We start from the raw sequence: 14,801 nt of genomic DNA, 5'->3' as shown, positions 1-14,801 counted from the left end.
CGCTGCCGCTGCGTAACATCAAGCACATCTCGCTGGAATCCCTCTGGAGGCCGACGTGGGTGGACTTGGTATCGATCTCGGAACTGCCAACACTGTCGTCGGAACTCCCGACGACGGCATCGTACTGAACGAGCCTTCTTTCATGTTGGTTCGGACGAAGGAACCGAACCGTGCTCTCGCCATCGGCACCGAGGCGCGAAGTCTCGTCGGCCGTACGCCTATCGGAATAACTCCGGTGCGGCCGTTGCGTGACGGGGTGATCGTCGACCTGGAGTCGGCGCGGACCTTCGTGACGGCGATCGTCAAACGGGTGTCGCCGGGCAGGCGATACGGGGTGCGGCCCAAGGCCGTCATCTCGGTGCCCGCCGGCGCCACTCCGCTCGAGCGCAGGGCACTGCTCGAGGTCGGGCACGAGGCCGGTCTGCGAAAAGTGGGGTTGGTGCCCGAGCCGGTCGCGGGTGCCCTCGGCTGCGGAATCAACCCGCTCGAACCGCGCGCCCACCTCGTCGTCGACATCGGTGGCGGCACTTCGGAAATCACCGCCATCTGTTTCGGTGGCATTCTCTCCCACCGCAGTTGCCGACTTGCGGGCGACGAACTGACCAACGCGCTGTACCACTACCTGCGGGAGGAGCACAACATCGTCGTCGGCGAGCTCACCGCCGAACGCGCGAAGCTGGGCGCACCGGACACCGACGAAGGGCAGTCACTCGTCGTCGAGGGCCGCGACGCCGCCACCGGCCGGGCACGGTTCGTCACTCTCGAAACCGAGGAGATCGTGGATGCATTGCGGGCGACCACAGCCGGAATCGTCCATACCCTGACCGAATGCCTCGAAGACCTTCCGCCGCAGGCGATCGGCGACGTGATGTCGGAAGGGCTGCTCGTCATCGGCGGCGGGGCGATGCTGCGTGGTCTGTCGCAACTGCTCGAGGAGGCGTTCGGATTCCCGGTGAAGACGGCCGAACGCCCCCTCACCTGCGTCGCCGAAGGCGCTACGGCATGTCTCGTGCACCCCGAGGTCGTTGCCGCCTACAGCAGCTGATCACCGGGTCGGCGCCGGAGCAGGTGGTCGCGGGAAGTAGTGCTCGAGAATCTTCTTGACCACGGGGCCTGAAGTCGCCGACCCGAAACCACCACCACGGACCAGCGCCGTCACCACGATCTCGGGGGCATCGAATGGCGCCACCGCGGAGAACCAGGCGTTCAGTCCCTCCCCCGGCGCCGACGGATCCTCCGCGGTTCCCGTCTTGGCGCCGGCCGGTACCGGGAGGTCCGCGAGTTGCCCGGCGGTCCCGGCCGCCGCGGACGCCCGCATTCCCGCCCGGACAGGATCGAGACGGTCGGCGAACGCGAGCCGCTGTGGCGCCGCTGTGGGGATGGGGATCAGTTCCGGCCCGTACGCCGCGGCGAGCTGAGGGGTCACCATCGCGCCGGTGGCGATCCCGGACGTCCATCGCGCAACCTGGATAGGGGTCGCGCTGACCGTGCCCTGCCCGATACCCATCAACAGCGTCGACCCGGGATACCACGTGGCTCCGATGCTTCCGACGTTCTCCGGGGTGCCGAGAAATCCCTCCGCCTCGCCGGGCAAGTCGATCCCGGACCGCCGTCCCGCGCCGAGTTGGCTCGCGACGTCCGCCATCTTCTCCGGGCCCAGGAGCTCACCGAGCTTGTAGAAGTACACGTTGTCGGACCATTGGATCGCCTGCAGCATATTGTTCGGGCCCATCGGCTGCCAGTTCCGGAAAGTGTGCCCACCGTAGGTGTAGGCAGCGCCGGTCTCGATCACCGCGTCGGGCGACAGCACCGGATACTGCATATCCGTCGACGCGACGACAATCTTGAATGTCGAGCCGGGCGGGACCGCGGTCTGGGTGGCGTGGTTGACCAACGCACTCGGGCCCGGGGTCTGGCTCTGCGCCGCGAGCGCGACGAGGTCGGCCGGGGGTCCGTAGACATTGTTGTCGGCGCCCGGGACGCTGGCGAGAGCCAGCACGGCCCCGGTCCGCGCATCCATCACGACGGCGGCGCCGAGGTCGCCCTTACTGGTGCGCATCGCCTCCACGAGCGCATCGGTGGCCAGGGTCTGCACACCGATGTCGAGGTGTAGGCGCAGATCGTGGCCCCGCACCGGGTCGACGCGCTCGCCGGTGGCCACCGGATTGCCGGACGGATCGACGTACATGCACTGTGTGCCGTCGCTGCCGCGGAGCAGAGCGTCGTACTGCTTCTCGAGTCCCGCTTTGCCGACCCGTGATCCGAGTGCGAGGTGAGGCCAGCGTTCCATGTCGTCGGCGTCGGCGACCCCGACGTGTCCGAGGATGGACGCGAGTACGGCACCGTACGGGTACTGCCTGCGACCGGACGGCACGACGAGGACACCGGGAAGGTGCGCATCCACGATGCGCCGAGCCTGGTCGGGCGCGACTGTGCCCACGGCCACCTGGGTTTCGCCCTCACCGCCGGCGTCGATCAGGTCCGACAACTCGTCGGGTGACTTCGCGAGCAACGCGGCGAGCCGGTTGCGGGCGTCGTCGTCGCTGTCCTCGAACATCCGAGCGACCACCGCGACGGCGTACTCGGCGACGTTCACTACGAGAGGGACACCGTTGCGGTCGACGATCAGTCCGCGTTCGGCAGGCAGGCGGATGCACCGCATCATCTGTGCATCACTCATCGCCCGATATTCCGCACCCCGGTCGTGCTGCACCTGCCAGGCGAACACCGACATGGCGACGAGTGCGGCGATCATCGTCATCGTGCCCGCCGACATTCCGCGTGGGCGGCGCCGGCGCCGGGGGTCGGGGGCCCACAGCGGTCGCGCGACGCCGTCTCGGCGCACCGCGAGTACCAGTCCGATGGCGGCGAATCCGACGATCGCGGCCGTCCCGCCGTAGCTGAAGAGCGGAATCGGCATTCCGGTGTGGGGCAGCAGCGACAGACTCTGACCGATCGACACCAGCGCGTGGATTCCGAACAACCCACCGATTCCGGCAGCGACGAGTGCAGCCTCCCGGGTCCGTGCCGTGCGCGCGGCGAGTGCGGCCCGCCACACGATCACCGACGTCGCCACCACGACGGCCAGGCCGGCGATCAGACCCCACCCGTACACCAGGCTGGCGAACGCCAGATCGTGCTCCGATTCGGGGAGAAACTGTGCCCGCACGTCGTACAGCGGGTCACGCGCCAGACCCCACAGGCCGCCGCTGCCGATCGCGATGTTCGCCTGCAACTCAGCCCACCCCGCGCCTGCCGGGTCGGCGTTGCTCGACAGGAACACGTGGACCCGTTCGAGCTGATACGGCCGGAGGAACAGCACCGCGAGCGGCAGCGACGCGATCCCCATCACGAACAACGGGACCAGCGGCAGCAGCGGGACCCGCGCGAGGATGAGCATGAACCCGGCCGTCGCAACGAGCACGACGGCCGTCGACAGGTCGGGCTGGACCGCGACGAGTGCTACCGGCACCGCTGCAATCGCCAGGGTCGCGACGAATCGTGCGAGGGTGAACCCACCCGCGAGCATGCCCGCGGGCACCAGAATCAGGGCAAGCTTGGCCAACTCGGAAGGCTGAACGGTGAACACGCCGAAGTTCAGCCAGCGCTGCGCGCCCTTCGTCGCAACCCCCGCCAGGGGAACGGCCGCAAGCAACAGGGTCGCCACCGCGAACACCGCCCAGCCGAAGGCGCGGAGGTCACTGATCCGCAGGCGGGACACCACCCACATGATCGCGAGTCCGGCCACCGCGAAGAGGAGATGGCGAACGGCGTGCCCCGTCATCCCGGTCGCCGTGAGATTCAGGAGTCCGAGCACGACGAGGACGATCGCCGCCCCGACTATCCACGGGTCGGATTCACGCTTGCCGTCCTGCATGGCTGCCCCGGCACTCAGCAGCGTGCGTTTTCGGCGGGCATCAGCAGCGGCTCGGACGCGGCTGTTGCCGGGGCGCTCGTGATCGCCGCGACGGCGAGCGCGGCCCCGGGCGGCAGATCGGTCCGGACGATGCCGTACACCTGCTGCGACCCGGGCTGAACGCGCTCCGACACGTCGCCGCCCGCCCGCACCTCGCCCGAACAGCGGTCGTACACGTTCACCCTCCAGGTCACGGCATCGACAGTCGCCGCCGGATCGAGGTGGACGTCGATCCGGATCTCGCACGCCTGCCCGGGCCCGCACTCCCCGTTGGCGCGCGTGGCCGTGACGAGCGTGATCGGCCCGGCGCTGCCGGGAGCACCGACGTCGACGGGTGGCGGCACTCGTCCGGCATCGGTCGTAGCCGGCGTGGGCTGTTCGGCCGGGGGTTCCGGTGGCGGCGACACGGGTCGAATCTGATTCTGCTCCTCGGGATTCACCGGATTCAGGACGGCGTCCCAACCTCGCCGCAGGTCCGACCACGCCCGCGGAGCCATCCACACTGCGGCGAAAAGTATCAGGATCGCGACGAGCCCGAGGGCTCCCTGCCTCCGCGAGGGCCGTCTCTTCCTGCGATGCCACGGATTCCGGGCCGGCGGGAACCAGCCCGGCGATGCAAGGGTGGAACCGGTGTCCACCGGCGGCGGCTTCTCACCGGCCGTCCGCTCCTCCACTGTCCGGTCGTCCGGGCGCGGCCGCCCCCTGGTCGCCGCGACCAGCCGGGCGAGCTGGCAGCGTTTCCGACTCTCCTCGGCGGCATCGACGTCGGGTTCGACAGCCAGACGAACTCGCTGCAGCAGCACGTCGAGATCTGTTGTTTCGAGCAGCGATTCGTGCAACCGGCCGGGCAGTGCCGAACCGCGACAGTTCGTCGCGATGCTTCGGAACAGCCCGGTAACCTCCTCGGTCACGTCGTGGCCGGACACCGCACCGCGCGCGTACTCGATCGTGAGATGCCCGCTGTCGGACACCGTCACGTTCCGGAGACGGATCCGGTCCTGCCCCTCGCTGCGCGCCGGTTCGAGCTGATCGAGCGCATCGGCAACGAGCAGCGACGCCTGTGCCGGTGACAGTATCGCCGCCGCGAGGAGCCTTCCGAGTGCCACACCACTGACAGGGGCGGCGTGATCGGGTTGTTCGGGCGGTTCGGATCGAGCATCGGCGGGTTCGTTTCTCCTCGTGAGGAGCCCTGTCACTGCTTCGATCATCGCGCACCCCGACGCTCGGCCTCCCGCGCCGTGGGAACGAGACCGGAGCGGGCGGCGACGGACCTTGAGTTGGGCTTACCCTGTGCCGAAATCCTTTACGCCTGCGTCATTCCATTTAACTCCGGCCGATGCTCCGGCGTCCGCGAAATCGTCCCGTCCGCTTCCGCACATTCTCGTCAGCGTGCACTCGGGGGCACACCGAAGGCCTGCATCACGACCGCACCCCAGTCCCGCCATACCGGGCAGGGCACAGGATCCCGGTGGTTCAGGAACCGGATCACCTCATCGTTGAAGGCAGCGGAGGTCGGTAGAGACGAGTGCGCGGCGCGAACCGGGCAACCGTTGCGTTCGACGTCCAGGCGCCAGCCGTGCGGCATCAGCGGAAGATCGGCGGCCGACGCGATACTCAGCACGCGCACGTCCTCGGGCAGTACCTCACCGAAAACGGCCTGTGCGGTACCCGCGGTACCGAGCAGTTGGCGCGCGGCGGGTGTGTCCGGGTCGAACTGAAAGAAGACGAAGTCGATCGCGGGCACCGCCCACCGCAACAGGTCGCCGAACACCCTGCCCGGTCGGTCGACTTCCGGCGGCGGAAATCCGAGCGGGGTCTCCGGGAACACACCCACCAGGATCAGCACGTCCACCTGTGCCCGACCTGTGGCGACCGCTTCCCACGCGATCCAGCCGGCGTGCGAATGCGCGGCAACGGTCAACGGCCGCTGCAGGTTCGCCGCCTGCTCGGTGAACACGGCGACCTGTTCCTCGACGGGTCGATGGGTGTCGGCCGGTTCGTAGGGGGCGCCCGTTCGGATCGGGCAGGTGGCGTCGCGTCGGGGCTGCCCACCCCCGGTTCCGGCGTAGGAAAAGTAGTACACCTGTTCGCATTCATACCCCAGCCGCTGCACGTCGGCCCGGTGGATCGTCCCCTCCCCCGAACGCGAGTCGATGCCGGACATGACGAGCAGCGAACCAGCCTGTCGTGGTCCGGGTTCCGGATCGTCGTAGACGCGGGTCCGAACGAAGATCACCGACACGATCGTCGACGCGACGAGCACCGCGGCGAGCGCCGCGACGGGCCGCCTCAGCGGCGCACGGCCCATCGCCCACACCGTCAGTCCCGTTGCCGCTGCCGATACCGGCACGAGCAGCACGGTGAGGGCAGGCACGCGGTCGGCCAGGGCGCCCAGTGCGAGGATCGCCGCGCAATACGGCACCATCACCTCGATTCGCAGGCCCCGGCGCCACGCCCGCCCCGTGGCCGCGCGCAGGCCGGCGCCGCCCTGCCACGGCACCGGCCCGAGTATCGACACCAGCACCGCGACGAGCGCTACCGCCGGCCAGAACGCCCGCGAGTACAGCATCGCGTAGGCGGTCGCATCGGCGCACGACGCCAGCAGGACGGGACCGAACGCAGTCGCGTAGAACGCCACGGCGAAGCGGATACGCCTCGTGTCGAGTCCACCGAGCAGCCAGGCCATCAGCATGATCCGCACGGCCGACACGACGCCCAGCAGCACGATGCACTGCGACCACGAGTCGGTGCGTACCAGCAGAAGTCGCAGGTCCGCGAACTGATCCAGCGGCGGCAGCGCGACGAGGTGCAACAGTCCCGGCCACACGGGGACCACCCCGCACAGCGCCAACACGACGACCAGCACCGCGGCGGCCGCCAACGGCCACCACCGCGCCCCGCGCCGCACCCACCGGGCCATACCCTTCGCTGTACTCGCAGTCGGTGGTCGTGCACAACCCGGTCGGCCGGCCACGCAGGACTTCGTGCCGGACAACGCGATTCCAGAGCGCGACATCCGTGACCTCGGCATGACCTCCGGCGGAAGAATGAACATGACATAGCCGGGGCGTATCGGGGAGGATGATCACCTGATGGACGGTGCGGAGGTCGGAAGCCACGGGTCGCTCATGACGTTCGACCAGTTCGAGGACATCTTCCGGGTGGCCGCCAGTATCGGCGTCGTGAGGGACGACTTTCACCGATTCGACGACGTCGTCACCGGGAAGCTGTACGACCTGCTGCTGGTCGCCCAGTCGGATGCAGCGGCCCAGCACCGGCACGTCATCGAACTCACCGACCTGCCGATCACCAGAGGCCTGCAGGAGAATATCGGGTTGTTCCGGGAACTGGGCCCGCACCTTCGGGTCGACCCGATCCTCGAGCGACTGGCCGCCTACCCACCCCTCGACCGCGTCCTCGCAAGCGACACCCGATCAGGGCTCCCCGACATCACCGGAGGGCTGAGTGTCGCCCTCGCGCGCACCTTCCGCATCATCTACCCCGAACTGAGGACCCTGCGGGCCCGCACCACGCACTGGTCGCTGGTCAGCACGCTCGTCGACCTCTATCTCTGACGCAGCGGCGGCGGGCCACTGTCCGTTCACAGCTGTGGGAACACCCCTGGGGGTGCAAACATCCACCCCCGGATGGAGGGCCGACCACCCCTCTGGGGGGAGTTGGCGGGGTCCTGTAACGGCGAAGACTGGTGTCAGTCCACAAGGGACAGGGATACCGACCACACCACACTCAGGAGAAACGCAATGAACTCGACCAAGACACGCATCGCCGCAGCCGCCGCAACAGGCGCCGCCCTCGGACTCGGAATGTTCCTGGGCCAGAGCGCCACTGCCGTCGCCGCACCCGCGCAGTCGACGTCGCCTCAGGTCGTCTCCCCGGACTCCGGGCTCTCCCCGTACAAGGTCGAGGTCAGAAACCGTATCGGTTGCGCCAATGCATGGCCCATGGTCGCATGCGACGCCCCCGACGAGGACGTGCCCCCGCAGGTCACCCTCGTCGAGCCCGGCACCACCCTGGTCGAGCCCGGTGGCACGTCCCTCTTCGGACCCGCCTCCGCGACCATCCATCAGGTCAACTACCCCCTCGAGCCCGACGACGGGGTGATCTCCCACCCGCTCGATCCCGACATGCCCTGGATGTGATGTGACGACGACCTGGAGTAGACGACTGTGGATTGATGGATCTGCAGATTCTCGGCCGCCGGAGCCAATGGCACCGGCGGCCGAGGTGTGTGCGACGACGCGTGCCGTGCGCAGCCGGAATATTTAGAAAGACGAACCATCGCTGACATTCGCACACGCGAGGAGGACGATGAAACAGACCGGTCTCGCTCTGATCGTGGAACGGGTCCCGTAGTCGCGGGTTTATTCGAAGCAATTCACCTTCTCCGCAGTTCCCGATCGAACGTGAGGCGGCCGAGATGACGGCAGAAAACGTGTTGGGCTCGCAGACCGCCGATCAAGAGTGTGAGGACTGCGGCTACAAGCCGGAACTGAAGCGAACGCTCGGCTCCTTTCAGGTGTTCGCTGTGTCGTTCGCGTTCATCTCGGTGGCGGTCGGGATCTTCGGCACCTACGACGACGTCCTTCGAGACGCCGGGCCGGTGGGGATCTGGCTCTGGGTCGTCGTGGCTCTGGGGCAGACCCTGGTGGCGCTGGTGATCGCCCAATTCGCAGCCCGCATCCCCCTCAGCGGCTCCTCCTACCAATGGGCGTCACGGCTGGCCAACCCGAAGATCGGCTGGTTGTTCGGTTGGCTGACCTTCTGTTACCTGGCGCTCGGCGTGGTGACGGTCGACAACGCGATGGCAAGCTCCGCCCTCATGCCGCTGTTCGGCATGCAGCCCGACGAGGCCACGGCGCGCATGATCACGCTCGCCGTGGTACTTGTTCAAGCGGTGCTCGTCGTGTTTTCCACGCGCCTCGTCGGCTTGATCACGTCGGGCGCGGTAGGGCTCGAACTGGTGATCGTCGTGGTGCTGGCGATCGGGCTCTTCGTCGCCGTGGCGATCTCGGGCGAGGGCTCGGTCGGCAACCTCACCTCCCGCGGTATCACCGAGGGCGCCCCCAACTACTTCGCCGTCGGCGGCGGGTTGATGGCTGCGATGATCATGGGCCTCGCCACGCTCGTCGGCTTCGACTCCGCGGCGAACATGGCTGAGGAGGCCAAGGATCCGTTTCGCAGCGTCCCGCGCGCAATCGTGGGATCGGTCGTGGCAGCGGCCGTGCTGGGACTGGTGTTCCTGATCGCGCTCACGATCGCGATCAAAGACATCCCCCGGGTGAGCACCAGTGACACACCGGTGGCGGCGATCCTGCGCGATCAGCTGGGTCCGGTGATGGAGCGGACACTGCTGGTCGCAATCGCGTTCGCCTTCTTCGGCGCGGGAATGGTGACCTTGGCGACCTGCTCGCGGATGGTGTTCGCGATGTCGCGCGACGCACGTTTCCCCGCTCACCGGCTGATGCGCCGGGTCAATCCGCGCACGCAGACGCCCATTCCGGCGACGATCTTGATCGTCGTCGTGGGGGTCGTGCTGATGGCCGCCCTGCCGGGCGGCGCACTGCTGGAGTTGCTCACGGTGGGAACGGTCATCTCGGCGTGCCTCTACGGCGGGATAATCGTCCTGTATCTCGCGGTCCGAAAACGGTTGGATCACAGGGCGGGCGCGTTCGATCTCGGGCGCTTCGAACTGCCGGTCGCGATCGGTGCACTGGTGTGGTCGGCCTTCGTGGTGTTCGTGATCGTGTCGCCCTCGAGTGCGTTGACCTCGATACTGATTGCGGTCGGGTTGCTCCTCGCGGGCGGGGTGTATTTCGCCTACCTCTTGATGTTCAAGCGCGAGGTACTGGACACCGAGCCCGGAGACGCCGATGTCTTCGCGCACTGACCGAACGATGCAGCCCCTCACCACCACCACCACCACCACCATGCTCACGGGTGACGTGGTGCGTCCGGGCGATTCCGGGTACGAGGAGGCGCGGGTCGGCTGGAACCGCCTGTATTCCCGCTACCCCGAGGCCATCGTGTTCTGCTGCGACACGCAGGATGTGGTCAACGCGGTCTGCTGGGCCCGAGAAGAAGGCATCGCCCTCCGTGCCCGCAGCGGACGCCACAGCCTCGAGGGGTGGTCGTCACTCGACGGCGGCCTCGTTGTCGACGTCAGCAGAATGAAGAACATCGTGATCGACGAATCGGCGGGTACGGCGACGGTGGGAACTGGTCTGACGCAGATGGAGACGGTCGCGGCGCTCGGGCAACACGGCTTCGTCGTTCCGACCGGCTCGGAGGGCGGTGTCGGACTCGGTGGCGTGATTCTCGGGGGTGGCTTCGGACTTCTGACCCGCACTATGGGCATGGCCTGCGACAACCTGCTCGCCGCAGAGGTCGTGGTCGCCGACGGTGCGCGCTCGGCGAAGGTCGTGGAGGCCTCCGAGCACAGCAACCTCGATCTGCTGTGGGCGTGCCGTGGTGGGGGCGGCGGCAACTTCGGGATCGCGACGTCCTACACGTTGAAACTGCACGAGCTGTCTGACGTCACATTCCTGGTCGCGAGGTGGACTGGTCACGGCGACCTGGGTGACCTACTTCGAGCATGGCAGCGCGAGGCGCCGGTCGCCGACGAGCGGCTGACGAGCGCACTCGAGGCAGATTCCACCGCGGTCGAGCTGTCTGCACTGCTGCACGGCGGTTCGCGGCAAGAACTAGAGGACCAACTGCGCTCGCTGTTGACGATCGGCAGTCCCGAGGTGACGGTGACGGAGGGTGCCTGGCCAACCGTGTACGGCGACGTGGACAGGGGTCCGAACGATGTCGCCCTCTGGAAGTTCTACTCCCAGTTCGTCACCCGCCCGTTCCCCGATGAGGCGATCGACCTGATCGTCCGCTTCATGGACAACACACCCAGCCCGACGAGCAACTTCTTCTGCTCGAGCTTCGGCGGGGCCGTGCGGCACGCGCCGCCAGGGGGATCCGCGTTCCCGCACCGCGACGCGCTGTTCTACTGCGAGCCGGGCGCGGCGTGGAACGACCCCGCCCTGAACTCGGTGGCGCTGGGCTGGGCCTCCGACTTCTGGCGCGCGCTGCGCCCCTTCGGCGACGGCGCGTATGTCAACGTGCCGAACGCGTCGGCGTCGGACTGGGAGCGCGAGTACTACGGCTCCCACCGCGAGCGGTTGCGCGAGGTCAAGGCCACCTACGACCCGGAGAACGTGTTCACCTTCGAGCAGAGCGTGCCCCCGTTGCCGTCTGACCCGTCGCGAGCCCTACGCTGTGGCGATGGCGGTCAACCGAAGTCGTAAGGCCAGGGGAGCCCGTAAACGCAAGCGTCGGATGGACAGTGTCGAGCACGACCTCACCGACGAGCAGTGGAGTGCGCTCACCGAGGCGTGGGGCGGCTGCGCGTATTGCGGTGCGACCGACAAGCCGCTGCAACGCGACTGCGTACAGGCACTGTCGCGCGGCGGGCGGTACACCCTCGACAACATCGCCCCGGCCTGCGGCTCCTGCAACGCCAGCAAATGCAACGACGAGGTCACCGGCTGGCTGCGGCGCAAGCGGCTCGACGAGCGCGCCTTCCTGCTGCGTCACATCGAGATCAAGACAGCACTCGCGTTGCGGTTCCCCGCGTAACCGCCGGCAACGACCGCAGCTGCTATTTGGTGCCGAAGATGCGGTCGCCTGCGTCGCCGATGCCGGGCAGGATGTAGCCGTGCTCGTCGAGTTGGCGGTCGACGGCGGCGGTGTAGATCGGCACATCGGGATGCGCCTTGTCCAGCGCGGCAACGCCTTCCGGACAGGTCAGCAGGCACACGAATTTGATGGATTTGGGACCGCACTCCTTCAGCCGCTCCACCGCCGCCACCGCTGAATTGCCGGTGGCCAGCAGCGGATCGACCACTACCACGTCGCGCTCGTGCAGGTCGCCGGGCATCTTGAAGTAGTACTCGACCGCCACGAGGGTCTTCGGATCGCGGTACAGACCGATATGCCCCACCCGCGCACCCGGCACGATCGTCAGCATGCCGTCCAGGATGCCGGTACCCGCGCGCAGAATGGAGACGAAGACCAGCTTCTTCCCGTCGATGACCCTGCCGGTCGTGACCTCGAGCGGCGTCTCGATCTCGACCTCCTGCATCGGAATGTCGCGCAGCACCTCATACGTCATCAGCGCGGAGATCTCGTTCGCCAGGCGCCGAAAGCTGTTGGTGGAGGCATCCTTACGGCGCATCATCGTGAGCTTGTGCTGCACCAGAGGGTGGTCGATCAGGTGTACTGTCCCCATGTGTCCGTCCTCGTTTCGTTCTAGAAGACCGTGCCGTCGCTGACGACGGAGAGCGGAGGCAGCCCGCCTCGCGTGCGCTGTGCCAGCGCACGGCCCGCCGCCCAGGTGCCGCCCTCGAGGACGCAGGCCAGCGGCATCTCCCGGGCATCCAGACCCAGGCGTGCGCGCACCAGCGGGGCCAGTTCGTCCAGCAGCGCGACCGTCAATGCGCGCCACTCGACGACCAGTTCGTCGCCCGCCGCCCAGCTGCACACAGCCCAGTCGGGGTCGCGCAGGCGCAGCGCGCCGGTGTCCAGCAGCAGGCCGCCGTTGCGGTATTCGGGCAGGCCCGTCAACGCGTCCAGCCCCACCACCTGCACACCGGCCCACTGGAAAGGCTCGAGCAACGAATAGGTCAGCCACTGCGACAGTTTGTGGAACGGCACCCAGCCCCGGGTCAGACCCGCACCGTCCACTGCCTCGTGAGGCCAGCAGTCGCCCAACGGTTCGGCGCCGATGGCGTTGCCCGCCGGCCAGATGCCCGACAGCGACGTCAGCAGCTGCGACAGGATGTCGTGGGCCGCCACCGTCGACGCGGCCGGCCCCTGCGGCGCAACCAGTAGGTCGAACAGTCCACCCGGCCGGCCGTGCGGACCGAACACGTCGGGTTGCGCGGCGAGCGCCTCGCCCAGTCGGCGCAGCAACAGCACGCGACCGTCGAGTCCCACCAACGGATTCGACGGACCCACCTGGAACGCCTCGGCCAGCCGGTCCGCGTCCAGGCCACGAAGTCCGGCCGCGTCGACCTGCAGCGGCCGCGTCACGTCGCTCGAGAACAGTCCGCCCAAGAAGGCGTGCCAACTCGCGACGCCCAGACCCTCGGAACGGGCGAAGTGCTGTCCGCTCGCCGCCTCGCGGTATCGCCAGTCGGGACCGGCGCCGGCATCGAGCAGCACGCTGACAACGGCGAGGTCGATCATGGCGCGGGCGCGGCCCGGCGCGTCCAGCGCGGCCAGGCGCGCGTCCAGCCCGGCCTTTCGCTCCACTCCGCCGGCCTCGAAATGGCGCCACCGGCTGTGGTAGGGAATCTTCAGGTCCGGATAGCGGGCACGCGTGACGTCCACGACCTCGCCCGCGGCCGTATGCAGCGCGCCGTCGTCCACGCCGAACCAGCGTGAACCGTCCTCGCGCGCGCGACGCAGCAGCAGTTGCGCGCGTTCCCGCACGGCGGACGTGGTGCGCAGGGCCGCGGCCGCACCCTCGGCCCGCCCGACGTCCAGTGCGGGACCGACGCCGGTCACGCTCATTCGTCCAACTCCCGCCCCTTGACCTTCGCCAACTCTTCGGCGTCCGGCACCGCGCCCGGGGTGAAGTAGCCGGCCGCCATCTTCGCGTCGATCTCCACGCGCGCGTCGGCCGGAATCAGGTCGGCGGGGAGGTCCACCCGCTCCCCGACCTCGATCCCAGACCCGGTGATGGCGTCGTACTTCATGTTGCTCATGGAGACCAGGCGGTGGATCTTTCGGACGCCGAGCCAGTGCAGCACGTCGGGCATCATTTCCTGGAAGCGCATGTCCTGCACGCCTGCCACGCATTCGGTGCGGGCGAAGTACTGGTCGGCAGTGTCGCCGCCCACCTGGCGCTTACGGGCGTTGTAGACCAGGAATTTGGTCACCTCGCCCAGCGCGCGGCCTTCCTTGCGCGAGTAGGCCACCAGGCCGACACCGCCACGCTGCGCACCCTGGATACATTCCTCGATCGCATGTGTGAGGTACGGACGGCACGTACAGATGTCGGAGCCGAACACGTCCGAGCCGTTGCACTCGTCGTGCACCCGCGCGGTCAGCTCCACCGCGGGATCGGCCAGGTCTCGCGCGTCACCGAAGATGTACACGGTCTGCCCGCCGATCGGAGGCAGGAACACCTCGAGATCCGAACGCGTCACGAGCTCCGGGTACATGCCGCCGGTCTCCTCGAACAGCACGCGCCGCAGATCCGTCTCGCTGCAGTGGAAGCGCTCCGCCACACCCGGCAGATGCCAGACGGGCTCGATCGCCGCCTTGGTGACCAGCGCAGCACCGCTGGGCAGCAGGAAACGGCCGTCCGGGTGCAGCCGACCTTTCTGGATCGCCTCCATGATCTCCGGCAGGATCACGTGTGCCTTCGTCACGGCGATGCTGGGCCGGATGTCGTGCCCCGCCGCCAACTCGGCCGCGAAGACCTCGGCGACCGTGGCACCCCACGGGTCCAGGCTCACGATCTTGCCGGGCTCGCTCCACTGCGGATACGGGCCGATGGCGTTGGTGGGCGCGGTGTTGGTGAGGTCGGCCTTGTGGTGGCGCGACAGTGCACCCGACGCGACCGCCAGAGCCCGGTAGATGCTGTACGAGCCGCTGTGCGTCCCGATCACGTTGCGGTGGGCGCGATTGGTGGTGGTGCCGACCACCGGACCGCGCTCGGACGCCGTGGGTGCGCCCCAGTTGACCGGAATAGCCCCGACGCCACCACTGTGGGACGTCAATCGGATGTGGCCGGCGGGGTTTTCGGGCGTCGCGGCAACGGGTTCAGCGGACATGACATTCCTCCGTCAAGGAAGGCCCGGCG

General features: G+C 68.1%; 12 protein-coding genes. 6 read left to right on the top strand and 6 right to left on the bottom strand.

Annotated features, from left to right (window positions below; translation table 11 throughout):
* Positions 1-55: 55 nt before the first annotated feature.
* The gene (locus CJ179_RS31590; RefSeq protein WP_072943386.1) at positions 56-1,045 is read left to right on the top strand and encodes a rod shape-determining protein; all 990 of its coding nucleotides are present in this window, start codon (positions 56-58) and stop codon (positions 1,043-1,045) included.
* On the opposite strand, the gene CJ179_RS31585 is transcribed toward CJ179_RS31590, so the two are convergent.
* The 3 genes from CJ179_RS31585 to CJ179_RS31575 all read right to left on the bottom strand — a co-directional run bounded on the left by CJ179_RS31585 (position 1,046) and on the right by CJ179_RS31575 (position 6,836).
* The gene (locus CJ179_RS31585) at positions 1,046-3,877 is read right to left on the bottom strand and encodes an FtsW/RodA/SpoVE family cell cycle protein (RefSeq protein WP_095864065.1); all 2,832 of its coding nucleotides are present in this window, start codon (positions 3,875-3,877) and stop codon (positions 1,046-1,048) included.
* A 14-nt stretch (positions 3,878-3,891) separates the two neighbouring features.
* The gene (locus tag CJ179_RS31580) at positions 3,892-5,112 is read right to left on the bottom strand and encodes a hypothetical protein (protein WP_257015885.1); all 1,221 of its coding nucleotides are present in this window, start codon (positions 5,110-5,112) and stop codon (positions 3,892-3,894) included.
* Positions 5,113-5,300: 188 nt separating this feature from the next.
* Positions 5,301-6,836 (bottom strand): hypothetical protein, encoded by a 1,536-nt coding sequence (locus CJ179_RS31575; protein ID WP_083395876.1) that lies wholly within the window; start codon positions 6,834-6,836, stop codon positions 5,301-5,303.
* Positions 6,837-7,008: 172 nt separating this feature from the next.
* Between CJ179_RS31575 and CJ179_RS31570 the strand changes: the two genes are divergently transcribed.
* The 5 genes from CJ179_RS31570 to CJ179_RS31550 all read left to right on the top strand — a co-directional run bounded on the left by CJ179_RS31570 (position 7,009) and on the right by CJ179_RS31550 (position 11,566).
* Positions 7,009-7,491 (top strand): DUF1931 family protein, encoded by a 483-nt coding sequence (locus CJ179_RS31570; RefSeq protein WP_095864064.1) that lies wholly within the window; start codon positions 7,009-7,011, stop codon positions 7,489-7,491.
* Positions 7,492-7,677: 186 nt separating this feature from the next.
* Complete coding sequence (locus CJ179_RS31565) at positions 7,678-8,076, top strand: hypothetical protein (RefSeq protein ID WP_095864063.1); 399 nt, start codon at positions 7,678-7,680, stop codon at positions 8,074-8,076.
* A gap of 278 nt (positions 8,077-8,354) precedes the next feature.
* On the top strand, positions 8,355-9,824 hold the full coding sequence (locus CJ179_RS31560) for an APC family permease (protein WP_095864062.1): 1,470 nt from the start codon (positions 8,355-8,357) through the stop codon (positions 9,822-9,824).
* Positions 9,825-9,831: 7 nt separating this feature from the next.
* Positions 9,832-11,235 carry an FAD-binding oxidoreductase gene (locus CJ179_RS31555; RefSeq protein WP_095864061.1) on the top strand — a complete coding sequence of 468 codons (1,404 nt, stop codon included), beginning with the start codon at positions 9,832-9,834 and terminating at the stop codon, positions 11,233-11,235.
* Between the two features lie 31 nt (positions 11,236-11,266).
* Positions 11,267-11,566 (top strand): HNH endonuclease, encoded by a 300-nt coding sequence (locus tag CJ179_RS31550; RefSeq protein ID WP_083395875.1) that lies wholly within the window; start codon positions 11,267-11,269, stop codon positions 11,564-11,566.
* Between the two features lie 22 nt (positions 11,567-11,588).
* On the opposite strand, the gene upp is transcribed toward CJ179_RS31550, so the two are convergent.
* Genes upp through CJ179_RS31535 form a run of 3 tightly spaced genes read right to left on the bottom strand, consistent with a single transcriptional unit; the run spans position 11,589 to position 14,772 of the window.
* Complete coding sequence (gene upp, locus CJ179_RS31545; RefSeq protein WP_072943378.1) at positions 11,589-12,218, bottom strand: uracil phosphoribosyltransferase; 630 nt, start codon at positions 12,216-12,218, stop codon at positions 11,589-11,591.
* A gap of 20 nt (positions 12,219-12,238) precedes the next feature.
* Entirely contained in the window at positions 12,239-13,504 is a 1,266-nt protein-coding gene (locus CJ179_RS31540) for a URC4/urg3 family protein (RefSeq protein WP_072943377.1), read from the bottom strand.
* Entirely contained in the window at positions 13,501-14,772 is a 1,272-nt protein-coding gene (locus tag CJ179_RS31535) for a GTP cyclohydrolase II (protein ID WP_072943375.1), read from the bottom strand. The genes CJ179_RS31540 and CJ179_RS31535 overlap by 4 nt, the downstream gene beginning before the upstream one ends.
* Between the last annotated feature and the right edge of the window lie 29 nt (positions 14,773-14,801).

It is taken from the genome of Rhodococcus sp. ACS1 (assembly GCF_002300155.1).
GTDB classification, from domain to species: Bacteria; Actinomycetota; Actinomycetes; order Mycobacteriales; family Mycobacteriaceae; genus Rhodococcus_F; species Rhodococcus_F koreensis.
The sequence above is the reverse complement of the archived record's forward strand: the minus strand, read 5'-3'. Positions and strand labels throughout refer to the sequence as shown.

Bases quoted from the DNA above. Each gene is read 5' to 3' on its own strand.
- CJ179_RS31550 (WP_083395875.1), top strand. From the start codon at position 11,267: ATGGACAGTGTCGAGCACGACCTCACCGACGAGCAGTGGAGTGCGCTC.
- CJ179_RS31575 (WP_083395876.1), bottom strand. From the start codon at position 6,836: ATGGCCCGGTGGGTGCGGCGCGGGGCGCGGTGGTGGCCGTTGGCGGCC.
- CJ179_RS31560 (WP_095864062.1), top strand. From the start codon at position 8,355: ATGACGGCAGAAAACGTGTTGGGCTCGCAGACCGCCGATCAAGAGTGT.
- upp (WP_072943378.1), bottom strand. From the start codon at position 12,218: ATGGGGACAGTACACCTGATCGACCACCCTCTGGTGCAGCACAAGCTC.
- CJ179_RS31540 (WP_072943377.1), bottom strand. From the start codon at position 13,504: ATGAGCGTGACCGGCGTCGGTCCCGCACTGGACGTCGGGCGGGCCGAG.
- CJ179_RS31565 (WP_095864063.1), top strand. From the start codon at position 7,678: ATGAACTCGACCAAGACACGCATCGCCGCAGCCGCCGCAACAGGCGCC.
- CJ179_RS31585 (WP_095864065.1), bottom strand. From the start codon at position 3,877: ATGCAGGACGGCAAGCGTGAATCCGACCCGTGGATAGTCGGGGCGGCG.
- CJ179_RS31535 (WP_072943375.1), bottom strand. From the start codon at position 14,772: ATGTCCGCTGAACCCGTTGCCGCGACGCCCGAAAACCCCGCCGGCCAC.
- CJ179_RS31570 (WP_095864064.1), top strand. From the start codon at position 7,009: ATGGACGGTGCGGAGGTCGGAAGCCACGGGTCGCTCATGACGTTCGAC.
- CJ179_RS31555 (WP_095864061.1), top strand. From the start codon at position 9,832: ATGCAGCCCCTCACCACCACCACCACCACCACCATGCTCACGGGTGAC.